Source organism: Campylobacter sp. FU_520 (assembly GCF_025772385.1).
Lineage (GTDB): Bacteria > Campylobacterota > Campylobacteria > Campylobacterales > Campylobacteraceae > Campylobacter_D > Campylobacter_D lari_C.
The window spans coordinates 43239-69321 of the sequence record NZ_JAKMRZ010000001.1; the positions used below are offsets into that span (position 1 = coordinate 43239).

The window sequence follows — 26083 nt, forward strand, 5'->3', positions numbered from 1 at the left end:
ATAATGAAGGTAACTGTAAATATCACACTAAAAAACGGGGTTTTAGATCCTCAAGGCAAAGCCATAGAAAAGGCTTTGCATTCTTTAGATTTTAATAACATAGCAAATGTTAAAACCTCAAAACAAATTAGTTTTGATATAGCTTGTGATGATAAAGAAGAAGCTTTAAAACAAGTTGATTTAATGTGCAAAGAATTACTTGCAAATACTGTGATAGAAGATTATGAGATAATATTATGAAAGTAGCTATTATTCGTTTTCCTGGAACTAATTGCGAGTTTGATACAGCTTATGCTTTTGAAAAACTAGGCGTAAAAACTGAAATCATTTGGCATGAAAGACAAGATTTTAGCGCAGATTTAATCGTTTTACCAGGTGGATTTTCTTATGGAGATTATTTAAGATGTGCAGCTATTGCAAAACTTGCTCCTGCTATGAAAACACTTAAAGAACATGTGCAAAAAGGTGGCTATGTACTAGGTATTTGCAATGGCTTTCAAATTTTATTAGAGCTTGGTCTTTTAAAGGGAGCTATGAAACATAATAATAACTTAAGTTTTATTTCTAAAATGCAAGCATTGCAAGTAGTATCAAACAATAATGCTTTTTTGAAAAATTTCCAAAAAAATGACATTATAGAATTACCTATTGCTCATGGAGAAGGAAATTATTTTAATAGCGAAGATGGTATTAAAATGTTAGAAGATAAAGATATGATTTTATTAAGATATATCAATAATCCAAATGGATCTTTAAACGATATAGCTGGAATTTGTAATGAGAATAAAAAAGTCTTTGGACTTATGCCACACCCTGAAAGAATGTGTGATGATATACTTGGCTCAAAAGTAGGACTTAAAATGTTTGAAGGATTTTTAAATTGCTAAAAACCTTCAAAGTTTTTTGTATTTTTTTACTAGCACTTAATTTATATGCTCAAGAAAACAGTGTTTTTGAAGATTATAACACCTTAGAAAAAAATTACAATCAATTAGATGATCAAGCTAAACAAATTTATCAAACCATCGCTCCAAGTGATGAGAGTAATTATGAAAGTAAAGTCAATGATGAAAATTTTATTCCTCAAGGTTCTTTGGTATTAAATGCAAAAGAATACACTGATGAAGCTTATATAGATGAAGCTTTTGCTATAGATCTTGAGGTTATCACCACAACTAATGTAAGTTTTGATTTAAATGTGAGCTTTGAAAAAAATGACGATATGCTTTGGATCAATCCTAATCCTATTTGGGAGCAAAAAGCTAATTCATATCACACAAAATTATGGTTTGAAGCAAAAAGTTTAAATGCCAATTTAAATAAAATCATCGTTTCTTTAAGCAGAAATGATCATATTTTTCAAAGCTCATCACTAATTATAAAACCTATTAGACTTAAAAAAATCGACGCCCCTTCTAACAAATACTCACACATAGTTGCAAGTAATTTAGAAGTAAAACAAGTAAAAGCAAGCCATTTTGATAATGACAATATGATTTTATTTATAAAACTTGTAGGAGAAAACACAAACCTAGCAAGTTTTAATATAAAAGATATTCAAAAACAAGGTGTAGAGGCTATTAAAGGCGATTTTGAAAAACAAAGTGGATTTTATTATGCTATTTTAGATAAAAGCAAAACGCGTTTTGATTTTTCTTATTTTAATTTAAATTCTAAAGAACTAAAAGATTTTTCCTTAAAAATAGAACTTAAAGAAGATAGTATAAGCACACAAAGTGATTTAAATCCAAAAACTAATGATTTTAATTTTTACAAACAAGTGTTTTTGTGGAGCTTGTGTGGTATTTTTGCTTTATGGTTTGTATTTAAGAAAAGCTATGTAGCTTTAGGCTTAGCAATTTTGGCTCTAATAGCAAGTTTTTTAGCCCAAAATAACATATATAAAGCTATATTAAAAGCCGAAAGTAAAGTACAAATTTTACCAACTCTAAACTCAACTCATTTTTATTCTGGAAAATATAAACAAGAAGTAGAAGTGCTAGATTCAAGAGATGAATATAAAAAAATTTTATTTAATAATGGAAAAATAGGCTGGGTAAAAAGTGAAGATTTATCAAAGATTTAAAGCTTTAATATTTTGGATTGAATTTATTTTATCTATTATATTTTTATGTATTGCTTTTTTATTATTACAATCACAAGAAAAAATTTGGAAAATCAGAAAAGCATGGTCAAAACTACAAAAATATGTAATAAATTATAAAATCCAAACTCAAGGTTCTATACACCCTCAAGCTAATTTACTTTTAATCAATCACCAAAGCTTGTTAGATATAGTTGTTTTGGAAGATTTATACCCAAAAAATATATCTTGGATAGCAAAAAAAGAACTTGGCGAACTCCCCGTTTTTAAAACTTTGATTAAAAAACCTAAAATTATTTGTATAGATAGAAGCCCAAAGGGTCTAGTAAAACTTTTAAAAGAAGCTAAAGAAAGACTAAAAGAAGATAGAATTTTGGCTATTTTTCCAGAAGGTACAAGATCTAAAACACAAAAACTTTTAAAATTTAAAGTTGGAGCTAAAATTTTAAGTGAAAAACTTAATCTAAAAGTCCAACCTGTGGTAATTGTTGATTCAGCTAAAATTTTAGACACACAAAACTTTAGTGCAAAGAGTGGTGTTTTAAAAGTAGTATTTCTTGATCTTGTTGATACAAGTAAAGATGATTGGCTTGATCAAACTAGAGAAAAAATGCAAACAATCTTAGATAACGAAAGGTCAAAAGCTTGATTAGTACGGTTTTGGCTGTAGGTTTTGGTGGCTTTTTAGGGGCTATATCTAGAATGCTTACTAGTAGCTTTTTTAATAAAATCATTCCACATGATTTTCCCTATGGTACTTTACTTGTTAATATCATAGGATCTTTTTTAATGGGCTTGTTTTTTTCTTATGCAAACTCTAAAGGCGTGCATATTTTTACTAAAAGTTTAATTAGCACGGGTTTTTTAAGTGCTTTTACGACTTTTTCAACTTTTTCTTATGAAAATTTGCTATTTTTGCAAAGTGGTGATTATTTTCACTTTTTTCTAAATATTATTTTAAATATTATCCTTTGTCTTTTGGCAGTATGGATTGGTTTTTTAATTTTTAAATAAAGGAGATATAAATGCAATTTCAAACTGAAGTTAATCAACTTTTACAACTTATGATTCATTCTTTGTATTCAAACAAAGAAATTTTTTTAAGAGAGCTTATTTCTAATGCAAGCGACGCACTTGACAAACTTAGTTATTTAAGCGTGAGTGATGATGCTTATAAAAATTTAAAATTTGAACCAAAAATTCAAATCAACTTCAATCAAGAAGCAAAAACCCTAACCATAAGCGATAATGGTATAGGTATGAATAAAGAAGATTTGATCAATCATCTTGGAACCATTGCCAAAAGTGGTACAAAAAGCTTTTTAGAAAACTTAAGTGGTGATGCCAAAAAAGACTCTCAACTTATAGGACAATTTGGTGTAGGCTTTTACTCTGCTTTTATGGTGGCTTCTAAAATAGAAGTTTTAAGCAAAAAGGCATTAGATGATAAAGCTTATCTTTGGACTTCTGATGCAAGTGGTTATGAAATAGAATATGCAAATAAAGATGAGCAAGGCACTTGCATAACCTTACATTTAAAAGATGAAGAATTTTTAAACTCATACCGCATTGAAAGTATAGTAGAAAAATACTCAAATCACATACAATTTCCTATTTTTATGGAAAAAGAAGAGTATTTACCACTAGAAGAAGGCGAAAAAGAACCTAAAAAAGAATTAAAAAACACTCAAATTAACACAGCAAGTGCTTTATGGAGACAAAATAAAGCAAGTTTAAAAGCTGAAGATTATGAAAGATTTTATGAACAAAACTTTCATGATTCAAACAAACCTATGCTTTATATCCACACAAAAGCTGAAGGTTCTATAGAGTATAATTCTTTATTCTTTATACCTGCACAAGCTCCATTTGATTTATATAGAGTAGATTATAAAAGTGGTTTAAAACTTTATGTAAAAAGAGTTTTTATCAGCGATGATGATAAAGAATTATTACCAACTTATTTAAGATTTGTACGCGGGATTATTGATGTAGAAGATTTACCGCTTAATGTTAGTCGTGAGATCTTGCAAGAAAATAAAATCTTAAAAAGCGTTCAAGAAGCAAGTGTTAAAAAAATCCTAGCAGAACTTAAAAAATTCAAAGAAAAAGATAAAGAAAATTATCTTAAATTTCATGAGAATTTTGGAAAAGTTTTAAAAGAAGGTTTATATGGTTTTGGCGAAAATAAAGACGCTATAGCTAAGCTTTTATACTTTAAAAACTCAAACAAAGAAGAATTAATTGATCTTGAAGAGTATAAACAAAACTTAGCTGAAGGACAAAATGAAATTTTTTATATCAGCGGAAAAAATGAAAAACTTTTAAGAAATTCTCCATTACTTGAAAGCTATAAACAAAAAAATATCAATGTTTTATTACTTGATGAGGAAATTGATACCATAGTTATGCCTATGATGAATGAATTTGAAGGTTTAAAATTTAGCGCTATCAATCATCTAGCTAGTGAAGAAACTAGCGAAGAACAAAAGGCTGAATTTGCAAGCTTACTCATCAAAATAAAAGAAGTTTTAAAAGATGAAGTTGAAGTGGTAAAACTTAGCCAAAGACTTTCAAATAGTCCAAGCTGTATTGTTTATGATCAAAATAAACCTGATTTTGCTATGCAACAAATTCTTAAACAAATGGGACAAGAACAACAAGTTAAACCTATACTTGAAATCAATCCTAATCATGAAATTTTAAAAGCCTTAAAAGAAAATGATACCTTAGCTAATGAAATGGCACATATTCTTTTAAATATGGCTAAACTTAGTGAAGGTATGGGTATAGATAACCCTAGCGAATTTAACAATGCCTTAAGCAAAATCGTTTCTAAGGCTTTAGAAAAATGAAAAATATAACTATTTCTAAAGATATTTTACACGAATTTTGCATTATAGATGTAAGAACCCCAAGCGAATGGAAAAGCGGGGTTATAAAAGAAGCTATACTCATCGCACTTTGCGATGATAATGGCTTTATGAATGAAAATTTCATCCAAGAGTTTAAAGAAAAAGTAGATTATCAAAATAAAAACATAGCCTTTGTATGCGCTACAGGCTCAAGAAGCAAACACACTGCTATGATGATAGAAGATGCTCTAGGTATAGAATGTACTAATTTAGATGGTGGCATGGTAGCACTTTTATCGCAAGGCTATGAAGCTACAAAAAAGGAAAGTTGATTATGAAAAAAATATTTTTATCTTTAGCACTTTGTGCTAGTTTTGTTTTAGCAGAAGTGAAAAATATCGATATTAATGCGGATATTTTGGAAAATTATCAAGTAATTGATGTTAGAAAACCTAGCGAATGGGCACAAACTGGTACTATAAAAAATGCCATTAAAATTAGCTTTTACAATGAAGATGGCAGTGTAAATGAAAATTTCGTTGAGGAAATTAAAAAGATTTCAAGTAACAAACCTATCGCTATAGTTTGTAGAAGTGGCTCAAGAAGTGCTAAAGCTTCTGCTTTATTAGATCAAAATGACATAGAAGTTACTAATTTAAAAGGTGGTATGAACGCACTTTTATCGCAAGGTTATAAAACCTCAAAGTAAGTCTAGTTAGACTTACTTTTTCTTTGGTCTAAATACAGAAATTACCTCTTCATTATTTTCAATATAAGCTCCACCTATTAAATCCACACAATAAGGAATAGCAGGAAATATAGGCTCAATGCATTCTCTTATAGCTTTTGGATTACCCGGTAAGTTGATAATCAATGATTTTCCTTTTATACCTGCGCTTTGTCTTGAAAGTATAGCCGTTGGTACATACTCTAAGCTTTTTGCACGCATTAACTCCCCAAAACCTGGAAGCATTTTATCACACACTGCTTGCGTTGCTTCTGGTGTCACATCACGCAAAGCAGGCCCTGTACCTCCTGTAGTAAAAATCAAATCACATTTTACTTCATCTGCTAAATAAGCTAATTTTTCCATGATTAAATCATACTCATCAGGAATTAGCTCATAATAAAAGCTTTTTTCATTCTTTATATAAGAATCTAAAATTTTTTCTATCTCTACTCCGGATTTATCTTCATAAACTCCACTACTTGCTCTATCTGAAAGTACTAAAATTCCTATTTTTACCATTTTTACTCCATTATGATTTTTTCTACATCTTGTTTTTCTATTTTTTCATTTTCTAAAAGAATACTAGCTAATCTCACTACTTTTTCTTTCATTAATTCTAAAAATTCTTTCACTTCTTGCTTTTGCTCTTGCAATAAACCCTCATTTGCCATAGCAAAAGTTTCCATAAAAGTGAGTAATTCTTTAACCTTTAAAAGATCACTTTGTGCATTAGTGTAACTTTCATTAAAAATAAGCTCCATAGCAACTGAGCCTGCTAGAAAAACTTTTATTTTATTTAATAATTCTGATTTTGATTTGATGGTATTTTCATACTCTTTAAATCTATCTTCAATTAAGGTAATTTTTTCAAATTTAACATCAAAATAAAAAGCACACAAGGCTTTAGCTGCTTGATATGTGGCTTGAATTTTTCTTTCCTTATCACTTAGAGAGAAAATCTTTTTTTTACCCATTAAAACTTTATTAAGCACTGCAAAAAAATCATTTTCTTCTATTAAATCTGATTTTCTTCTTATAGCATTAATAGCCGCTTCATTAACTAAAGTCTCTAAAGCTGCTCCGCTAAAACCCACACTAGCTTTTGCAATTTTTTCTAAATCTACACTAGATTTTTTTTCTTTCATATAATTTTGTAAAATATGCATTCTATCTTTAAAATCAGGTAAAGATATAAAAATTCTTCTATCAAAACGCCCTGATCTTAATAACGCATTATCCATAAGATCGATTTTATTTGTAGCAGCCATTACTATAACCCCGCTATTATCTTCAAATCCATCCATTTGAGTTAAAAGTTGATTTAGCGTATTATCTCTTTCTACATTAGAAAAATCCCCCCTACTTTTACCAACTGCGTCAATTTCATCTATAAAAATGATACTTGGAGTTTTTGATTTAGCTTTTAAAAAAAGCTCTCTAACTCTTTTTGCGCCCATACCCACATAAATTTCTACAAAACTAGCCCCACTTTGATAAAAAAATGGTACCCCAGCCTCACCTGCTACTGCTTTTGCTATCAAGGTTTTACCTACTCCAGGAGGACCTACTAGTAAAACACCTTTTGGCATTTTCACGCCAAAATCTTTATATTTTTGAGGATTTTTTAAAAAATCAACAATTTCTAAAAGCTCTACCTTGACCTCATCAACTCCTGCTACATCTTTAAATTTAACTTCACTTACTACATCTTGTATAGCGCTATTTTGTTCATTTTTTTCTAAAATATTTTTTTCTAAAGAAAGTAAATTTTGTCTATCTTTACTTTTTTTATTAAGAAAGAGTAAAAAACTTACAAGAAAAGCAAGCAAAATAAATATCAAAAAAAACTCACTTAAATTATAATCTTTAGCATATTCTAAAGGAATTTTTTGCCATAAAGCATTTAAATCTACTACATCTTTAGCAATTAAAAAATTTCCTTCTTTGCTTTTTAATAATATTTCATTATTTTCTACTATGGCTTTTTGAATTAAATTTTGCTCTAAAAGCTCTTCATAAGCAGCTTTACTAATATAATCAGGTTGATTTTTTATAAACGCAACTATTACAAAAACACAAAGCAATAAAAATGAAGCTAAGATAATCTTTTTATTTTTCATCCTCTAGCCTTACATAGTTACAATCTTCTTTGCATTCATATTTTTCAATATTTATCCATTGTTTAGCAATATCTTCTTTGCTTGTAATTTTGATTTTATTAAAAAATTGATCATAGCCTTCATAAAAATCATCTTTTTTACTTTCTACTAAAATTTCTAAAGTACCTTTTTGATTTTTTCTAAACTCATAATTATTTTGTGCGACTATATCTTTTAAAATATTTAATCTTTCTTTGGCTATTTCACCATTAATTCGCTCACTCATAGAAGCAGAATACGTTCCATCACGCGGTGAGAAAATAAAAGCATGAATATGTGTGAGTTTAAATTGCTTGAAATTTTCTAAAGCTTCTTGCCATATTAACTCACTTTCTCCAGGGTGTGCTACGATAAAGTCTGTCCCTAAAGCAAAACCTTTTTGACTTAACTCATTAAACAGTGCTAAATCATTTTGCGTGTGTGATCTTCTACGCATTATGCGTAGCATTTTTTCATGGGTGTGTTGTAGGGCAATATGCAAATGCTTTTCAAGCCAAGGCTCATTTAAAATTTCTTTAAAACTCTCATCAATTTGAGCAGGCTCCAAACTCCCAAGTCTTACTCTTTTTATACCATTAACCTTGCCTATTTCTTGTAATAACTTTCCAAGTGTAGTTTTATCTTTTAAACCATAACTTCCTATATTAGTACCCGTTAAAACTACTTCACTATAACCATTTTGAGCCAAAAGTTTGATTTGCTTTATTATTTCCTCACTTGGCATACTTCTTGATTTACCTCTAACACTTGGGATTATACAATAACTACAAGCAAAGTCACATCCTTCTTGAATTTTTACAAAAGCTTTAGTGTGATTTTCATAATTACTTACGATTTTTGTATCGATAAAGCGTAAATTTCCAAGCTCATAAAAGGCTTTATCTTGCGAGATTAACTCATTAATTTTATCTTTATTAGAAGCTCCTAAAACTCCAAAAATTTCTTTTTTATCAAAAAAATCCTTTCCCTTGCTTACAGCACCACAGCCTGTAAGTATAACCTTAACTCCATTTTTCTTTACACCATTAATATAGCTTCTAAGCCCGCTATCAGCACCATTTGTAACCGTGCAAGAATTTATCACTATCACATCAGCTTCTTGCTCGTTTTGTGTAACAATATGATCTTTAATATAAGTTTTTAATAATTGCGTATCATAAATATTAGTTCTACAACCAAAAGTTTTAAAATATACCTTTTTTTTCAAATATCTTCCTTATTTTCTATAAATTCGTGTTTTGCCATATATAAATTTTGCGATGGATAAGCTATTTTTATATCATCATGTTTATTAAATTCATTGATAATCTCTTTACTTATATTACTTCTTAAAATCAAAGCCGCATAAGAATTTGTCATATACCAAGCAGAAATTCTCATGCCATAACCTTCTAAAAATGTAAAAAACCTAGGCTCTACTTTAGGATTTCTAATGCTGTATTCATTTCTTAACTTACTCATAGATTCTTTTGCTATTTTTGTATAACCTTTAGAAGCTTTTATAACGATTTCTTCTACTATTTCTAAGGCTTTTTGATGATTTGAATCAAAAGTTAAAGTAATATCAAGTCCATCCCAAACTGTCTTCATACCATGATGAGTATAATTTGATATGAGATTAGTAAATATAAAATTATTTGGTATGAAAATTATCCTACCACTTCTTCTATTATCTGTATAAGTTAGTAAAGAAATATCTTCATATAAGGTTATTCTTAAAAATGAAATGTCGATTATATCACCGATATAATATGTATTGTTTTGAAAAACTCTAACTCTATCGCCCACTCTAAAACTTCCACCAAAAACTATCACACACCAACCAAGCATAGACATAAACATATCTTTCATAGCAATAGCCAAACCAGCAGAAGCAAAACCAAGCACAGTAACCAAATAGCTAATATTTTCAATATACCCAAAAAGCAAAATCAAAATAATCACATTAATATTAATAAAATTAATGATTTTATTTGCTGTATAAAAGCGATCATTATCGCCTATATATTTTCTAGCTATAAATTTGAGTAAAAATGCTATGGCTACAACGATAATAATAGCCAAAACTATATTAAAAGCTCTTACGCCTTGAATTTTAATAGAAGCTGTTGTTTTCTCAATTTCTTCTTGAATTTTTTTCTCATACACAGAATAAGAAATTTCTCCAAAACGCAAGGTTTGTGAAAAATCTCTTACCATTTGATTAGATATTTTTAAATGCTCATCATGTTCTTTACTTGGAGCTAATTTAGCTATCTCAGCAACCAAAACATTTTCTTTTATAAGCTCATCTAAAGTCTGCTTAAAACTATTCAAAAGATTAATATATTCTTCTTTATCGCGTCGTAGTTTTTTTATGTGTGAGTATGCTGAAATGATGGCTAAAGGATTAGTTAGTTTATCTATTTTATCAACTTCTTCAGGTGCTAAAACCATCTTTGAAAAATTTGCACTTTTATACTCACTTAAAAGCTCTAATCTTTCTTTTAAAATTAAAATTTGCCTTTCTATAATGCTTTTATTGCGTTCATTAGCCTTTAAACTTTCTTTTTCTAAAGCTAAAATCTCATCTTGGGTTTTTTTATAAATATTAAAATTATTATATTTAATCACCCAAGTATTGTAAGCTAAATTATTATGTAATTCATTGAGTTTTTGATCTAAATGTTCTATATCATCTTGTGCTAAAAGCACTATAAATGGTAAAAATAAAAGCAAAAAAATCTTTTTCATACAAACACCTCTAAAGTGTGTAAAATATCTTCTTTGCTTATATCATTTTTTATGCAAGCTTTTCCCAAACCACAAGCTAAAATGAAATTAATCTTTTGAAAATGTGTCTTTTTATCCAAGAAAAAGGCATTATAAAACTCTTGTGTATTTGCAATTTTATAAGATATGGGTAATTTAAATTTCATAAGTAAATTTTGTAGTCTTTGGCATTCTTGCTTACTTAATAATCCTAAATTTAACGCTAGAATATTTGCCATATTCATACCTATAGCCACGGCTTCTCCATGTAAGTACTTTTTATACACTGTTTGATTTTCTATAACATGAGCAAAAGTATGCCCATAGTTTAAAAGCATTCTTAAGCCACTTTCTTTTTCATCTTGTGAAACCACATTAGCTTTAAGCTCTATGCTTTTTTGGATGATTTGAGCCAAGGTAATATCATCAAGTTTAGCATTTAAAAATTTATCCTCATCTAAATTTTCTAAAAAAGATAAAATTGCTTCATCAAAAACCACAGCCATTTTGATAAATTCAGCCATACCAGCAGCTAGTTCTCTTGAAGGTAAGGTTTTTAAAAACTTACTCTCACAATACACCGCTTTTGGTTGATAAAAAGTACCTATTAGGTTTTTGCCAAATTTATTATTCACTCCAGTTTTACCACCCACACTTGCATCCACACAAGCTAGTAAAGTTGTTGGGATATTGATAAATTCTATCCCTCTTTGATATATACTTGCTACAAAACCACCCATATCAGAGATCACCCCACCACCAAAGCTTATAAGCAAGCTTTTTCTATCTAACTTATAAGCACACATTTGATCTAAGATATATTCTATAGTTTGTAAATTTTTATACTCTTCACCATCTTTGATTTTTATAACAAAAAGTTCTTTAGCTCGAATTGTTTCCAAAAGTATATCTAAATGTAATTTTGCTACTAATTCATTAGTTAAAATCACGACTTTAGTATCAAAATTTAACTTTTCTAGCTCATTTATATAGACATTATAACTTGTATTTTTATCTAAATTTACCTTAACTTGCATTATTTTCTCACAGTGATGGTATAAATAATTGATAATTTTTATTCATCTTATAATATATCGTATTTAAATCCGTTTTTAAAATTTTATTGAAGTTACTACCTAAAATTTTTTCATTAAATGGTACAAAATGCAATATATTTTGTTTATAAGAAAATTTATTGATAGGATTATGTTCTTTTTCTTCTATTAAAAGTAATTTTTCATCATGAAGTTTTGAAAGGCTTTCAAAATACTGATGATATTCAAAAATTTCGGCTTTGTTTAATTTTAAAGCATAATAATACAAAGTAAGTCCTAGTTGAATTTGCTTATTTAAATCAAGCATAATAGAAGCAATACCTTCTATATCTTCAAAATTTGAGCTTAAAACCACCGATGATTTTAAATCCGCAAAATCCCCTTTACCTGCTTTTAACACAGGAATTTTTAAAGTAAAAAGAAAACTTTTTTCTTTTTCAAAAAGATAATCCTCCACCACTAGCAAACCTATGCTAGTATTTTCCATAAAAGGTTTAATGTTTTTTATATTTGTACTTTCAAAGTCAAATATCACTTCAGTACTATTTTTATGCAAGGCTTTAAGTTTATAATACATAGGATTTAAAGTAGGATTAATCACTTTAAAATAAAGCTTTTTACTATTAATCCTTATATGCAAAAGCAAGCTTGCAAAAATAAGCTTTTCTATGGCAAACTCACTCATTTTTTTCATATCTATAATACAAAGTATATTATCCCCAAAAGGCGATGGAAAGCGTCCTAAACTTGTTTTAACATTAGTAAAAACACTTTGTAAAACTTTAGGATCGCCTACGATTAAAATACTATCATTTGGCATTAAAATAAGCCCAGGTCTTGCTAAAATAAATTCATTATTTCTATAAACCATTACGATTTTAAAGCGTTTTTGACTAATAGAACTTATATGTCTGTAAGCAAAGCTTGATCCTGCAGGAATTCTAACCTCCATAATCTCACCTTGCCCAAGTCCTATAAATTGAGCAGTTGATGGCATATTATCCAAACAGCCTGTTAATCTCGTGCTTAAAGTATCATAGATATTAATCACTTCACAAAAATTATCATCAATTTGAGTATTCCATAAATCCATGATAACTATATTTAATCTTGGGTGTAATTTTCTTAAATTTTTATAGCAAGCTAGCATATCAGCTTCTTCTTGCATGTAAATGATAGCTTGATGGAATTTTTCTTTTAATAAATTTTCTAGCTTAATCAAACTCGTAGGATCAAACTTATAAAAAGAGATTTGTTCATTTTCTAAGCTTAAATCCACACTATCATCATTATAATAAACAACACTCAAGGACTCTTTGAAAGTTTTATTGCTATGAATTTTCCTTAAAAAATCTTTCGCATAAACTCCATCAGCTAATAATAAAATTTTATTCATTTACACCTCTAAAATATAAAGTATAATTATAGCAAAGTTATAGTTTATATTTTAAAGTTTTTAATACTGGTTTTTGTTTTAAAAATACTTTTATCAAAAATATGCTTAACAAACTAGCAATCACTATAAAAATAATATAAATATAAAAATACTTCTCATACATAAAATTAACAATAAAGGGTGTTAAAAAACCTAAAATCGCATAAGAGATATTATAAGCAAAAGAAAGACCGCTTGATCTTAACTCTGTAGTAAAAATTTGGGTCATAAAAATAGGAGCAAAAGCTATAATACCTTGCGCAAAACAAGCAAGCAAATAAAATGATAAAAACCACTCATTATAAAAGCTAAAACTTATACCAAAAGCTCCAAAAACCACAGTAAAAATCAAGCAAATCCTAAAATGTCCTAAAAAATCCGCTAAATACCCTTGTGCTAAACTTCCTAATATGATCATAATTATGGCCAAATTTTGATATGTCAAAGCAGTAGTTTTACTAACTCCTAATAAGCTTTCAAAATATTGTGGTAATATCATTAAAGTAGCTACTCCACTTGTTAAAACCACAGTAAGTAAAGCGCATATTAACATACTTTTCTTATGCGTTTTTAAAGCTTGTAAAAGTGGAAAATTTAAAATTTTTTCTTTTTCTTTTATATTTTTAAAAGCTGGTGTTTCGTTAAGTTTTGTACGCAAAAATAAAGCTAATATGCCAAAAAATCCTCCTATAAAAAAAGGAATTCTCCAAGCAAAGCTTTCTACTTCTTCTTTATCAAAATACGCATATATACTTAAAGTCGCTAAATTTCCAAGTAATAAACCTAAAGTTAAAGTCGCTGAAATAAAACCAAGTGCCAAACCAAGTCTTTTTTTACTCACAAATTCACTCACAAAAATCCAAGCACCACTAACTTCAGCTCCTATGGCTAGTCCTTGAGCTATCCGTATAATAAAAAGCATAAAAGTAGCTAAAAGCCCCACACTTTCATAAGTAGGTAAAAAGGCCAAAACAAAACTTGGCACGACCATTAAAAGCATACTGATATAAAAAACATTCTTACGCCCTTTAACATCTGCAAAATGCGCTAAAACAACAGCACCAAAAGGTCTAGCTAAATACCCTGCTCCAAAGGCTACATAGGTATAGATTAATGGCCAAAAATCATCATTTTGAGGAAAGAAAATTTTTGCAAAAACACTTGCAAAGAAGATAAATAAAACAAAATCATAAAATTCTAAAATACCACCTAAAGAAGCATAGATGGTATTTTTAAAGGCTTTTTGCATTATTAAATTTTGCCACCTTCGATTACTACATCATCAGCTTTTACATCATCACTAAAAAATGGCTTTAAAGTTTCATCATAAGCTTTATGAAAAAACTGCTCATTTTGTAATTTTATAGTCAAATCATTGATAAATTTCAACATAGCTTCATCGCCCTTTTTTACAGCAGGAGCTATAACATCATGATTTCCAAGTTCTTTAATCACCACTTCAAAATTTGGATTTTCTTTAGCCCATGCAAAAAGCAATGCATTATCATGACTTAGCGCATCGCCTCTTTTACCGATTAAAGCTGCAAAAGTTTCTGTGTTTTGATCAAATTTAATGGTTTTAATTTCTGGCATATTTTTTGTAAAATACGCATCAGCTGTTGTACCTTTATTTAAAATTAAAGTTTTACTTTTTAAATCATCTAAAGTTTTAATATCTGATCCTTTAGGGGCCACTACCCCAAGAGCAACTTTCATATAAGGCAGTGCAAAATCCACCACAGCTTCTCTTTCTGGAGTTTTAGTAAAATTAGCTAAGATTAAATCTACTTTATTTGATTCTAAAAACTCCACCCTATTTGCTGCTTCGACTAAAACAAATTGTACTTTAGACTCATCCCCTAAAAGCTCTTTTGCTATGCGTTTAGCAAAATACACATCATAGCCTTGATTTTTCCCTTGAGCATCTAGGTAACCAAATGGAGGTTTATCGCCAAAAACACCTATACGGATAACACCTTGTTGTTTGATTTTTTCTATGGAGTTTTCATTGGAACTTGAATTTGAGCAGGCGCTAAAAAAAAGTGCCATTAAAAACGATAAAAGAAAAATCTTTTTCATATTTTTTCCTTATGATTGAAATTTAATTTTTAAACCTTATATTAATTTTTTAAACAAATCTTTTCTAAAATAAAATTAACGATGAAAATCAAACAAATTGAGAAATTTCTTCGCACGATCAGTTTTTGGATTTTCAAAAAATTCATCAGGCTTTGAAATTTCTACTATTTTGCCATCATCCATAAAAACTATTTTATCAGCAACTGCTCTAGCAAAACCCATTTCATGCGTAACTATAAGCATAGTCATACCATCTTTTGCTAAATTTAAAATCACATCTAAAACTTCACGCACGATTTCAGGATCAAGCGCTGCTGTAACTTCATCAAAAAGCATGATTTCAGGATTCATACAAAGGCTTCTAACTATGGCTATGCGTTGTTTTTGTCCGCCACTTAATTCTTTAGGATAAGCTTTTAATTTATGCAAAAGCCCTACTCTATCAAGCCAGTATTTTGCTTCTTCTAAAACCTCTTCTTTTTTTCTTTTTTGCACCTTTAAAGGCCCTAAGAGTATATTTTGCTCCACATTTAAATGATCAAAAAGTTCATAAGATTGAAATACCATGCCTATTTTTTGGCGAATTTGAGTCCATTTTTTATAATTTTTATCAATTTTTTCATCATCTACAAAAATAGCTCCACCAGCCATTTCTTCTAAACCATTAATACATCTTAAAAGTGTAGATTTCCCACAACCACTTGGACCTAGTATAACCACTACTTCTTTTTGATTTACTTCTAAATTTATATCTTTTAAAACATGATGATCATCATAATATTTTTGTAAATTTTGTATTTTTAAAATGCTCATATTAGCTCCATTTTTTCTCTAAAAACTTTGAATATACCGACAAAGGATAGCAAAGTATAAAATAAATCAATAAAATCAAACCATAAATCACAAAAGCTGCGTAAGAGTTTTGAAATAAATTTAGCTCAATCACTTGTTGACCTACTTTAATAAGCTCTATACCGCCGATTAGATAAATCACTGAAGTACTTTTGATAATTCTTGTAAAAAGATTAATACTCATTGGTAACAATCTTCTTAAAGATAAAGGTATGATGATAAAAAGATAAACTTCAAATTTATTAAAGCCTAGTGAAAGTCCTGATTCATACTGGTGTTTTGGTATGCTTGTTAAAGATGATCTAACTAAATCCATCATCTCAAACACACCCCAAATACTAAAAACAATAATACTAGAACCCAAAGCACTCAAATGCCATCCAAACCATTTCGCCAAGCCAAAATGCACTATAAAAAGCCAAACAATCAAAGGCATAATACGCACAAACTCGAGCATAAAACGACAGAAAGCATAAAGGATTTTATTTTTAGAATGCATTAAAATTCCAAAAAATACTCCTCCTATGAGTGAAATCAAAACACTAATTAATGAAAGCTCTAAAGTAACCTTTAAGCCTTGTGCTAGTCTAAAAAAGGTATCTTGATTTAAAATTTCAAACATAATTTAACCTTTTTTCTATACGGTTTAACACTAAAGATAAAGGTAAAATCAAAATCAAATAACAAAGCACCAAAGCAAATAAAGCTTCATTACTTTTATAATAAAGTCCTATAAGATCTTTAGCCACATATACTAAATCTGCTAAAGCAATAATGCTTACTACTGAAGTTTCTTTGAGTAAAAAAATGATATTTGCACTAATGCTTGGCATAGCTATACCCAAAGCTTGAGGCATGATAATATAGCAGAAATTTTGCCATTTACTCAAACCCAAAGAAAGTCCTGATTCGTATTGTTGTTTTTTCACTGCTTCCATGCCTGCTCTTAAGCTCTCAGCCATATAAGAACCACCTAAAAAACTAAGTCCTATCACAGCACAAGCAAAAGAACTAAGGTGTATCCCAAACTCAGGCAAGGCATAATATAAAAAGAAAAGTTGGATTAATAAAGGTGTGTTTCTTGAAAATTCTATATAAATTTTACAGATTGTATTTAAAAAAGAAAATTTAAAATAACTTACTCCCACACAAAATAAACCTACTAAAAATGAAAAAAATACTCCATAAATAGCAAGTTTTAAAGTAAGCCAAGAAGCTTGTATAAACATAGGGCTAAACTTGATTAAAAAATCAAAATCCATAAAACCTTCCATACTTTAAATACAATATTGTAACAAATAAGACTTAAAAAGACTTAATTAAATTTTGCATTTTTTCTTTATTTAAAATTGCTATTTTACCTTTATTTGTGCAAATAAGCTCATTTTGTTTTAATTCTTTTAAAAAACGCGACAAAGATTCTGGAGGTAAATTTAAAATCACAGCGATTTCTTTTTGCTTTAAATTTTGTAATTTTTCTTCATTTTCTAGTAAAAAGCTTACTAGTCTTGATTTTAAATCCAAAGATTTTTGTCTGATGAAATTTTCTAAAATTCGAATTTTACCGATTAAAGAAGTCAAAAGCAAAAAGCTAAATTCCCCATTTTCTAAGCATAATTTTCTAAATTCATCAAAATCAAAAACACAAATTTCACAATCTTGCTCACAAATAGCATTAGCTGGGTAATTAATACCCTCAAACACAGGCATTTCAGCTATAAAATTTACCGGAGTTAAAGTATGCAGTGTCAGCTCAAAACCTTTTGCATTCACCTTATATATACGCACTTTTCCACTTAGTAAAATGTAAATTTTATTTGCTTTTTCACCTTGAAAAAATAAAATATTCCCTTTGTTAAAATGTTTTTTCTTGCCTTTAGAAATTAAAATTTCAAAGTGTTTATCCATTTTCTTTTTCCATATTTTTAATACTTTCTTTTGCTTTTAAAACTAATTCTTCATCATCTGCAAAATCAAAGAATTTAAAATGATTGCCATGTTGCACTCTACCATCTAGCAAATCCCCGCTTAGTCTGTTTTTTAAATCAAGCTCAGCTATTTTAAATCCATCTAAAGTTTTAGCAAATTCAAGCAAACGACTTGGAATTTCTTTTTGCTTAGTATATAAATAACAAAAACTCTCAAGCCCTACTCTACCTACCCTACCTCGAAGCTGATGTAAGGTAGCAAGCCCAAGTCTTTCAGCTCCAACAATAACAATCACACTAAGTCTTGGTAGAGAAATCCCCACTTCAACCACCGTTGTAGAAAGTAAAATCGTGCCTTTTTCTCTAAATTCTTGTAAAATTTGATCTTTATTTTTATCTTTTCCATGTGTTACATAAACATTTTTGTATTTGTTTATCCAGTATCCTTGTGCTTGTTCTAGTGATAAATAATCTATATTTTCACTTTCATTTACCAAAGGATAAATGATGATTACTTGATGATTTTTAGCTAGCTCATCGTCGATTTTTTTAAGCAAATATTTAAAATCTTTATCTTGTATGCAAAAAGTTTTAATGTCTTTTTTAAAAGGCATTTGTTTAATAAAACTAAAATTTACAAGCTCACTTTGTATCATAGAAAGAGTTCTTGGTATAGGTGTAGCAGAAAATTGCACGATATGCGGAGCATATTGAGAGTTTTTGCTAAGCTCACTTATTTTTTGTCTTTGATTAGAACCAAAACGGTGTTGCTCATCTATCATCACTAAAACTGCTTCAAATTCTTCTTGATGAATGAGTGCATGTGTACCTATGATAAAATGAGCTTGTTCTTTTAATTTTGCTAAATCTTTATCTTTTTTACCACCTTTTAAAAGCAATACATTAACAAAATCAGGCAAAAGTCTTTTTGCTTCATGATAAATTTGCTCTGCTAATATACTAGTTGGAGCCATTAAAATGGCCTTTTTAGGATACACTAGCAAACTTGCAGCAAGTATAACCAAAGTCTTACCACAACCCACATCGCCCATTACCACACGCCTTTTAGCAACTTTATTTTGTAAATCTTTTTTAATATCTTCTATCGCTAAAAGCTGATCATTTGTAGGGCTAAATTCTAAACCTTTAAGCCAAGATCTTATATCAAAAAGTTCTATTTCATAAGCATTTTGTGATATTTTTTTACCCTTTAAACGCCTTAGATGATTAAAAATTTCTATATATTTTAAGTCTTTAACTATGGCGTTAAAATTTTCATAAAGAGTTAAATCATCATAATTGTGTAAATTTAAAAGTAAATTAATGTATTTTTGTTCTAAATTTAGTGCTTTTAAATTAGCTTCATTGACATATTTTAAAATAAGTTTTTTTATACTTTCATCTTTAATAGAACTAATTTGGTATTTAGGGACTATTTGACCTATATTTGTTACTATTTTTGGGTTTATAAACTGCCAAATTCCATTAAAAAAATTCATCTTTGCATGGATACAAACCAAAGCATTATGCTTAAAAATTTTAAAATGCCATTTATTAGGATGAAAAATTACTATATTTGCTTTTATACCCCATTCTAAACATTCACAAAGCATAAAAAGCTGAGAGTGATGATTTTGCGTGCTGATAATTTTTACATTTTGGGTACAAAATGTATCTTTTGGAAACTTTGAAATTCTAAAATCATCAAATTTTTTAGGTAAAATCAAAGCCAAATCGATACAATTTTTAACCCCTAAAGCATGAAGTAGTTTTAAATCCTTTTCTTCAACTTTCATTTTCTATACTTGCAAAACTCACTTTTGTAATTTCACTATGAGCTTTAATAAAGTCATTTAGTTCATCTAAGGTAGTGTTTTTGATCTTTTGCATTTCTTCTTTTAAATTTCCAAGTTTTAAACCATGTAAATATTCATTTAGCATTATATCTAGTCTTTTAGCCAAGCTTTCATACCTTAAAGGCATAGAACCTACTAAAAATTGCTTAGCTAGTTGAAATTCTTTTTCACTCACTCCATTTTGGACAAAATTTTCAAAAACTTCCTTAACTAAAGCTTTAGCCTCATTAGAGCTTTCATTTTTAGTTTGCAAATACCCAAAAACTCTACTATAATTTAAATTTACATCAAGCATAGCATATGCTGAATACGCCAAGCCTCTTTTCACACGCACTTCTTCCATCAAACGCGAACCAAAACCACCTTGACCCAAGATAAATAAAGCAAGTTTAGCTAAATACATTTTTTCATCATTAATTTGTATATTAAATGGAGAGCAAAAGTATATATAAGCTTGTTCGGTACTTTTTTGCTCACTTACTTCTATACTCTCATCAATGAGTTTGTAACTTTTGTTTTGATTTGGAGTATTTCTTTTTAGAATTTGGCAAATTTTTTCTACTTTAATCTTTACTTCATTTTCTTTAATATCTCCACCAAAAACAAATAAAGCATTATCAAGCACTAAATTTTCACTCATAAAATCTTGCAATTCTTTTAAGCTAATCTTTTCTATGCTTTCTTTAGTCCCATCAAGACCACTAGCAAAAATTTCATCTTTGAAAACATTTTTATTTAAAAGTCTTTTTGCTTGATAATCATAATCAGTGTTTAAACTTGCAAGCTCACCTAAGGCTAAAGTTTTTAATCTTTGTAAGATTTTTTCATCAAAACGCACATTTAAAAACAATTCTTGCAATTTTTCTAAAGCAAAATCAAAATGTTCTTTCAAGCATTTAATACTAATTTGAAAATGCTCAAAACTAGCCTTAGCATAAAGCTCTATAGCACGGTATTCTAAGTTTTTAAAAAACTCATCATCACTTCCTTCGTTTAAAAGCCTAGCAAGCATACTTGCACAACCTCTATTATGTTTTTCTGCTATTTTTCCACTATTTTTAAAAATGAGCTTAAAAAATACCACAGGAAGCTCGTTTTCATACTCATATATTATGTCTATTTTAGTATTATTAAATTCTAAATTTAGCATTAAAACCTTTCTAAAATATTATAAGCTGTGTCACGTTTAGCAGGTAATTCTCCTATATCTTTGATAAGTTCTATCATTTGTTCTTGATTCATTCTATATTTTGCACCAGCTGCGGCTACGACATTTTCTTCCATCATAGTTGAACCTAAATCATTTGCACCAAATTTTAAAGCAAGTTGGCCTATTAAAGAGCCTTGTGTTACCCATGAACTTTGTAAATTTTTAAAATTATCCAAATACAACCTTGCTAAAGCTAACAATCTTAAATATCTATTAGAACTTTGCTTGATGATTTCAGGATGTTTTTTAATCAAAGGAGTATTTTCGCTTTGAAATGACCATAAAATAAAAGCTCTAAAACCATTTGTTTTATCTTGTAAATTTCTTAAATGATCAAAATGTTCGATGATTTCCTCATCATTTTCAACCGTACCAAACATCATAGTAGCAGTACTTTTCATACCTATATTATGTGCACTCTCATGCACCCTAAGCCAAGTAGCTGTGTCACATTTGTGTGGTGCTATAATATCTCTTACTCTATCGCTTAATACTTCAGCACCTGCTCCAGGTATAGAAAAAAGTCCTTTAGCTTGTAGTCTTTTTAAAACCTCTTCAATAGAAATTTTAGAAACTCTTGCTATATAAGCTATCTCTACTGCTGAAAAACCGTGCACAGTGATGGTTGGATAATTAGTTTTTATATAAGAAAGTAAGTCTTCATACCATTCTATTTTAAGTTTTGGATGCACCCCACCTTGAAATAAAATTTGCGTTCCACCTATGGCTTGTAATTCTTCTATTTTTTGCCCTATTTCTTCGTATTTTAAAATATAAGAATCATCATCTTTTTCTTTTCTACAAAAAGCACAAAAATCACAATCAATACAGCAAATATTTGTATAATTTATATTTCTATCCACCACAAAAGTAGTTATTTTTTCAGGGTGAAGCTCTAATTTTTTCTCATATGCCATTGCACCTAATTCGTATAAAGGTGCATTTTGGAGTAAATTTAATGCTTCTTTTTTACTTAATCTATTCATTATTAACCTTTTTTATAAAAAAGAATTATTATAGCATTTAAATGTAAAATAATCTTAAAAACGATATAATCAAGCCCTTTAATTTCATATATTCATAGGATACTCATGACTTATAGGTCTTTATTTAAAAACAATAAAACTTTTCGTCTTTTAGCAACAGTACAATTTATAAGTTATTTTGGTGCATGGTTTTCTCAAGTAGGTGTTTTTACTCTTTTAACTAAAGAACTACAAGCACCTGCGAATATCATAGGTTTTTCAGCTATTTTTGTTTTTTTACCTTCTATTATACTTGCACCTATAAATGGAGTTATAGTAGATAGATTTAAACCCAAGAATTTATTGCTAACAATGATTAGTATTGAGATGATTTCTATTTTTATGCTAATTTTTGTAAATTCTTTAGCTATGCTTTGGTTTTTATACTTTTTAACCTTTGTGCGTATGGCGGTTGCAAGTATGTATTTCCAAACAGAAATGTCAGTTTTACCTAAAATTTTAACCCCACAAGAATTAAAACTAGGTAATGAACTTCATAGTATTATATGGGCTGTATCATATGCTTTGGGTATGGGTGCAGCAGGACTTTTTATAGATCTTTTTGGAGTAAAACCAGCTTTTATAGCCGATACTTTAATGTTATTTTGCGCTATGCTTATACTTAAAACTTTAATCTTGCCTGATGAAAAAAACACCACACAAAACAATCTTTTTATACTAATTAAAGAAGGTTTAGCTTATGTATTTAGCAATAAAAAAATCATTCATTTGATTTTGCTTCATGGAGTTGTAGGGATAACCGCTTATGATGTTTTAATCACTCTTTTAGCTGAATATGAATATGCAAAAGTTATTTCCATACCTCTAGCCATAGGGCTTTCTAATGCCATAAGGGCTATATCTTTACTCATAGGACCTTATGTTCTTAGTCCTTATATTAATAAAAACACTTTAGTATATTTATATTTAGCGCAAGGCGTAGGCATAATGCTTTGGGCTTGTTTGCAATTTAACTTTTATCTTGCCTTTATAGGCTTAGTAATGGCAGGTTTTTGCACTTCATCTTTATGGAGCTATACTTACACACTTTTACAAAATGATTGCGATAAAAGATACTATGGTAGAGTGATTGCCTATAATGATATGGTGTATTTAACCTTTAGTGCAATTATTGCTTTTTCAACAGGATATTTATTTGAATTTTATGGAGTAAAATTAAGCCATTTTACTTTTGGCTTAGGAGTATGTTTTATCTTTGCGGCAATTTATTGGTGGTGGTTTAATAAAAAATATAATTAATCCACCTTAGAATAATAAACCCCGCCCGCTGAAAAGTTCTTATCAAAATACGCTGTTTCAGGCACAAGATCTGATTTTCCTGGATATATTCTACCCTCTCTATTTAATATCTTATAAAAACGCTCCATAAGTCTTATTTTAAAATCTTGATCAAAATAAATCATCATATTTCTTGAAAAAATCACATCAAATTTCCCAAGCTTAAACAAAGAATCATCAAAAACATTACAAAGCTCAAAACGACATCTACAAGCTAAAGTCTCTTTTTTAAGCTGATACATCCTATCTTTTACATCAAAATAACGCGTTTTTTGCATAGTGTTTAATCTAGCTACTGAACGCTCTGAATATATCATTTCGTTGCATTTATCTATCATTTTTTTATTAATATCTATACCAACTATATTCATACCTTTAACAAAATTCTCACTTGCTAAAATAGCTAAAGAATACACTTCTTCGCCACTTGAACATGGGGCACAAAGCACATTTACAGGTCGATCAAGAGATTTTATATAAAAAATTACATCTTTTAATTGTTCTAATTCTCTAAAAAAATATGTCTCACAAACTGTGATAAAATCCATAGTTTCTTGTTTTAAATTTCTTTGAAACTGCACTTTTTCATTTAATTCACTAAGACTACTTAAACCTAATTCTTGTAAAAATTTAGGAAGTTTTATAGATAAAATATCTTTTTTAGTATTAAGGTTATTTCCGCTTATTTGTTCTACTATTTTTATAAAATCATTCATTTCATTTTCTGTAATTTTTATCATCTTTCCATCCTATGACTTGATAAAATTAATTATTTCTTTTTTGAGCTCTATTAAACTCATAGGCTTTAAATTTGGGTTAGTATCTCTAGCTTTTTTTGGCATTCCATATACTATAGAATCTGCCTCATTTTCACACAAGCACCTTACCCCAACCTTATAAAGCTCAAACAAAGATTTAGCACCATCATCACCCATTCCTGTCATAATCAAAGCTAAAATTTTATGATATTTGCAAAGATTTACAGCCGAATGAAACAAAACATCAATTCCTGGATTAAAACTACTTGTTTGCTCTGTAGCATTTAATACCAAAGCATTATTTCCGCTTAAAACCATATTTCTTTGGCAAATATAAATTTTATTTTTTAAAACTTCTTTATCGCTTGGTATAATCACATCACTTTTTGCTTCTTTGTTGAATTGATTTACAAAAGAAGGAATAAAAGCTGGGTTCATGTGCTGAGCAATCACCACCGCGCAGTCTTTAAGTTCTACATCGTTTAGTAAAAACTTTAGTTGGCTCGGACCACCCGTTGAAGAACCAATCAAAATAAGCTTCATTTTTTACCTTAAATAATTATTGTTATTATATCAAATAAATATTTGAAAATATCAAAAAATAATTATATACAAGAAAGAAAAATTTTAATTAAATATGATAAAATTAATACTTTAAAATTTCAACGATAAAGTGATTGTTAAATGTTAAGAGAAAAAATTTACATAGCAAGTGATCATGCTGGCTTTGTTTTAAAGCAAGAGATTGTCAATTTTTTACAAGAAAAAAATATAAGCTTTGAAGACTTAGGTCCTTTTAGCGAGGATCGCTGTGATTATCCTGATTATGCGCATTTATTAAGTTCTAAAATTGATGAAAATAGTTTTGGAATTTTAGTATGTGGATCAGGTATTGGTATGAGTATAGCAGCAAATCGCCATAAAAATATACGCTGTGCTTTGTGTAATGAACCTTTAAGCGCTAAACTCTCAAGAGAGCATAATGATGCAAATGTTTTAGCCTTAGGAGCTAGATTAACCGGAGTAGATATGGCTTTTGAAATTATCTCAAATTTCATCAATACTACTTTTAGCGGTGGAAGACATTGTGCGCGAATTAGTAAAATAGAGGCAAAATTATGATTTTAAGTTGGCTTGTATTAACTGTATTAATTTGTGTTAGTATTTATATGACTATTATGTTGCTTTATTATAAAACCTTACTTCATAAAGAAAAAGTAGCAAAAGAATTTATAAAAAACAACCTTGATGATACTGAAATAGTTATTAGAAAGCTACAAGTACAACTTCAAAGAAGTTTAGGAAATATAGATATTCTAACCGAAGAGTTAAACAAAAGCAAAGCGGACTTAACTTCTCTTAGAACAAGAAATTCACAATATCGTATCGAAAATGAAAAATTAAGACAAAGAATTAAAGAATTAGAAGCAAAAATCGAGGCATTATTATGATGAAAGAACAAGATAAAAAATACTTATTAGATAGCATTAGAGCTATTAAGGATTTTCCAAAAAAAGGGATTATTTTTAGAGATATCACTACTTTGCTAAATAACAAAGAAGCATTTGCGTTTTTGATGGATCACTTGGTAGAAAAATATCAAAACGCAAAACTTGATTATATCGTTGGTATAGAAAGTCGAGGTTTTATTTTTGGAGCTGCGCTAAGTGCTAGATTAAAACTACCTTTTGTGCCTATTAGAAAACCGGGTAAATTACCTTCAAAATGCTTGCAAGAATCTTATAGCTTAGAATATGGTAGTGACACTATAGAAATTCACACCGATGCATTTAATAATCAAAAAGCAAATGTTTTACTCATAGATGATCTCATCGCAACAGGTGGTACAGCTATCGCTGCTGTTAAACTCATAGAAAAACTCAATGCAAAATGCGTTGAAGCTTGTTTTTTACTAGAATTGAAAGATCTTGATGGGGCTAAAGAATTAGCTAAATTGACTTCTGTTTATAGTGTTTTAGAGGTTTAA

At 28.9% G+C, this 26083-nt stretch carries 29 protein-coding genes; 12 read left to right on the top strand and 17 right to left on the bottom strand.

Annotated features, from left to right (window positions below; all coding sequences use genetic code 11):
- Positions 1-3 precede the first annotated feature (3 nt).
- Genes purS through L8W55_RS00300 form a run of 8 tightly spaced genes read left to right on the top strand, consistent with a single transcriptional unit; the run spans position 4 to position 5668 of the window.
- A complete protein-coding gene (gene purS, locus L8W55_RS00265; protein WP_039618190.1) occupies positions 4-240 on the top strand; it encodes a phosphoribosylformylglycinamidine synthase subunit PurS in 237 nt (78 codons plus the stop codon).
- The gene (purQ, locus tag L8W55_RS00270) at positions 237-887 is read left to right on the top strand and encodes a phosphoribosylformylglycinamidine synthase subunit PurQ (RefSeq protein WP_263676796.1); all 651 of its coding nucleotides are present in this window, start codon (positions 237-239) and stop codon (positions 885-887) included. Before purS ends, purQ begins: the two co-directional genes overlap by 4 nt.
- The gene (locus tag L8W55_RS00275) at positions 881-2086 is read left to right on the top strand and encodes a hypothetical protein (protein ID WP_263676797.1); all 1206 of its coding nucleotides are present in this window, start codon (positions 881-883) and stop codon (positions 2084-2086) included. Before purQ ends, L8W55_RS00275 begins: the two co-directional genes overlap by 7 nt.
- Positions 2064-2753, top strand: coding sequence for a lysophospholipid acyltransferase family protein (locus L8W55_RS00280; RefSeq protein ID WP_263676799.1), 690 nt, complete (start codon positions 2064-2066; stop codon positions 2751-2753). The genes L8W55_RS00275 and L8W55_RS00280 overlap by 23 nt, the downstream gene beginning before the upstream one ends.
- Positions 2750-3118, top strand: a complete 369-nt coding sequence (crcB, locus tag L8W55_RS00285) for a fluoride efflux transporter CrcB (protein WP_263676800.1) — start codon at positions 2750-2752, stop codon at positions 3116-3118. Before L8W55_RS00280 ends, crcB begins: the two co-directional genes overlap by 4 nt.
- A gap of 11 nt (positions 3119-3129) precedes the next feature.
- A complete protein-coding gene (gene htpG, locus L8W55_RS00290) occupies positions 3130-4959 on the top strand; it encodes a molecular chaperone HtpG (RefSeq protein WP_263676801.1) in 1830 nt (609 codons plus the stop codon).
- A complete protein-coding gene (locus L8W55_RS00295; protein ID WP_263676802.1) occupies positions 4956-5291 on the top strand; it encodes a rhodanese-like domain-containing protein in 336 nt (111 codons plus the stop codon). The genes htpG and L8W55_RS00295 overlap by 4 nt, the downstream gene beginning before the upstream one ends.
- 2 nt (positions 5292-5293) lie before the next feature.
- Positions 5294-5668, top strand: a complete 375-nt coding sequence (locus tag L8W55_RS00300) for a rhodanese-like domain-containing protein (RefSeq protein WP_263676803.1) — start codon at positions 5294-5296, stop codon at positions 5666-5668.
- Between the two features lie 12 nt (positions 5669-5680).
- On the opposite strand, the gene mog is transcribed toward L8W55_RS00300, so the two are convergent.
- From mog to L8W55_RS00375, 15 genes are all read right to left on the bottom strand, one after another.
- Entirely contained in the window at positions 5681-6208 is a 528-nt protein-coding gene (gene mog / locus L8W55_RS00305) for a molybdopterin adenylyltransferase (protein ID WP_263676804.1), read from the bottom strand.
- Between the two features lie 2 nt (positions 6209-6210).
- Entirely contained in the window at positions 6211-7809 is a 1599-nt protein-coding gene (locus L8W55_RS00310) for an AAA family ATPase (RefSeq protein ID WP_263676806.1), read from the bottom strand.
- Positions 7799-9055, bottom strand: coding sequence for a tRNA (N(6)-L-threonylcarbamoyladenosine(37)-C(2))-methylthiotransferase MtaB (mtaB, locus tag L8W55_RS00315; protein WP_263676808.1), 1257 nt, complete (start codon positions 9053-9055; stop codon positions 7799-7801). The genes L8W55_RS00310 and mtaB overlap by 11 nt, the downstream gene beginning before the upstream one ends.
- The gene (locus L8W55_RS00320; RefSeq protein ID WP_318529897.1) at positions 9052-10581 is read right to left on the bottom strand and encodes a mechanosensitive ion channel domain-containing protein; all 1530 of its coding nucleotides are present in this window, start codon (positions 10579-10581) and stop codon (positions 9052-9054) included. Before L8W55_RS00320 ends, mtaB begins: the two co-directional genes overlap by 4 nt.
- Complete coding sequence (aroB, locus tag L8W55_RS00325) at positions 10578-11636, bottom strand: 3-dehydroquinate synthase (RefSeq protein ID WP_263676809.1); 1059 nt, start codon at positions 11634-11636, stop codon at positions 10578-10580. The genes L8W55_RS00320 and aroB overlap by 4 nt, the downstream gene beginning before the upstream one ends.
- Positions 11637-11643: 7 nt before the next feature.
- Positions 11644-13050: a COG3400 family protein gene (locus L8W55_RS00330; protein ID WP_263676810.1), complete on the bottom strand. Its 1407-nt coding sequence runs from the start codon at positions 13048-13050 to the stop codon at positions 11644-11646.
- Positions 13051-13087: 37 nt separating this feature from the next.
- On the bottom strand, positions 13088-14338 hold the full coding sequence (locus L8W55_RS00335) for an MFS transporter (RefSeq protein WP_263676811.1): 1251 nt from the start codon (positions 14336-14338) through the stop codon (positions 13088-13090).
- Between the two features lie 2 nt (positions 14339-14340).
- Positions 14341-15138 (bottom strand): cysteine ABC transporter substrate-binding protein, encoded by a 798-nt coding sequence (locus L8W55_RS00340; RefSeq protein ID WP_412175256.1) that lies wholly within the window; start codon positions 15136-15138, stop codon positions 14341-14343.
- A 105-nt stretch (positions 15139-15243) separates the two neighbouring features.
- Positions 15244-15981 carry an amino acid ABC transporter ATP-binding protein gene (locus tag L8W55_RS00345; RefSeq protein WP_115645435.1) on the bottom strand — a complete coding sequence of 246 codons (738 nt, stop codon included), beginning with the start codon at positions 15979-15981 and terminating at the stop codon, positions 15244-15246.
- A gap of 1 nt (position 15982) precedes the next feature.
- On the bottom strand, positions 15983-16642 hold the full coding sequence (locus L8W55_RS00350) for an amino acid ABC transporter permease (protein WP_263676814.1): 660 nt from the start codon (positions 16640-16642) through the stop codon (positions 15983-15985).
- Positions 16635-17282, bottom strand: a complete 648-nt coding sequence (locus L8W55_RS00355) for an amino acid ABC transporter permease (RefSeq protein WP_263676815.1) — start codon at positions 17280-17282, stop codon at positions 16635-16637. The genes L8W55_RS00350 and L8W55_RS00355 overlap by 8 nt, the downstream gene beginning before the upstream one ends.
- Before the next feature lie 43 nt (positions 17283-17325).
- Positions 17326-17928: a Crp/Fnr family transcriptional regulator gene (locus L8W55_RS00360; protein ID WP_115645429.1), complete on the bottom strand. Its 603-nt coding sequence runs from the start codon at positions 17926-17928 to the stop codon at positions 17326-17328.
- Entirely contained in the window at positions 17921-19744 is a 1824-nt protein-coding gene (gene recG, locus L8W55_RS00365) for an ATP-dependent DNA helicase RecG (RefSeq protein WP_263676817.1), read from the bottom strand. The genes L8W55_RS00360 and recG overlap by 8 nt, the downstream gene beginning before the upstream one ends.
- Positions 19734-20954 carry a M16 family metallopeptidase gene (locus tag L8W55_RS00370; RefSeq protein ID WP_263676818.1) on the bottom strand — a complete coding sequence of 407 codons (1221 nt, stop codon included), beginning with the start codon at positions 20952-20954 and terminating at the stop codon, positions 19734-19736. Before L8W55_RS00370 ends, recG begins: the two co-directional genes overlap by 11 nt.
- Positions 20954-22000: a dehypoxanthine futalosine cyclase gene (locus L8W55_RS00375; protein WP_039618147.1), complete on the bottom strand. Its 1047-nt coding sequence runs from the start codon at positions 21998-22000 to the stop codon at positions 20954-20956. The genes L8W55_RS00370 and L8W55_RS00375 overlap by 1 nt, the downstream gene beginning before the upstream one ends.
- A 105-nt stretch (positions 22001-22105) precedes the next feature.
- Between L8W55_RS00375 and L8W55_RS00380 the strand changes: the two genes are divergently transcribed.
- Complete coding sequence (locus L8W55_RS00380) at positions 22106-23299, top strand: MFS transporter (RefSeq protein ID WP_263676819.1); 1194 nt, start codon at positions 22106-22108, stop codon at positions 23297-23299.
- Here L8W55_RS00380 and L8W55_RS00385 read toward each other — a convergent pair.
- Positions 23296-24078: a CheR family methyltransferase gene (locus L8W55_RS00385; RefSeq protein ID WP_263676820.1), complete on the bottom strand. Its 783-nt coding sequence runs from the start codon at positions 24076-24078 to the stop codon at positions 23296-23298. The genes L8W55_RS00380 and L8W55_RS00385 overlap by 4 nt on opposite strands.
- Before the next feature lie 9 nt (positions 24079-24087).
- Positions 24088-24639, bottom strand: a complete 552-nt coding sequence (locus tag L8W55_RS00390) for a CheB methylesterase domain-containing protein (protein WP_263675720.1) — start codon at positions 24637-24639, stop codon at positions 24088-24090.
- A 141-nt stretch (positions 24640-24780) separates the two neighbouring features.
- Between L8W55_RS00390 and rpiB the strand changes: the two genes are divergently transcribed.
- The 3 genes from rpiB to apt are packed head-to-tail and all read left to right on the top strand — an operon-like array spanning position 24781 to position 26083.
- The gene (gene rpiB / locus L8W55_RS00395) at positions 24781-25218 is read left to right on the top strand and encodes a ribose 5-phosphate isomerase B (RefSeq protein WP_263676821.1); all 438 of its coding nucleotides are present in this window, start codon (positions 24781-24783) and stop codon (positions 25216-25218) included.
- Positions 25215-25547 (top strand): hypothetical protein, encoded by a 333-nt coding sequence (locus tag L8W55_RS00400; protein ID WP_039618138.1) that lies wholly within the window; start codon positions 25215-25217, stop codon positions 25545-25547. The genes rpiB and L8W55_RS00400 overlap by 4 nt, the downstream gene beginning before the upstream one ends.
- Complete coding sequence (gene apt / locus L8W55_RS00405; protein ID WP_263676878.1) at positions 25547-26083, top strand: adenine phosphoribosyltransferase; 537 nt, start codon at positions 25547-25549, stop codon at positions 26081-26083. Before L8W55_RS00400 ends, apt begins: the two co-directional genes overlap by 1 nt.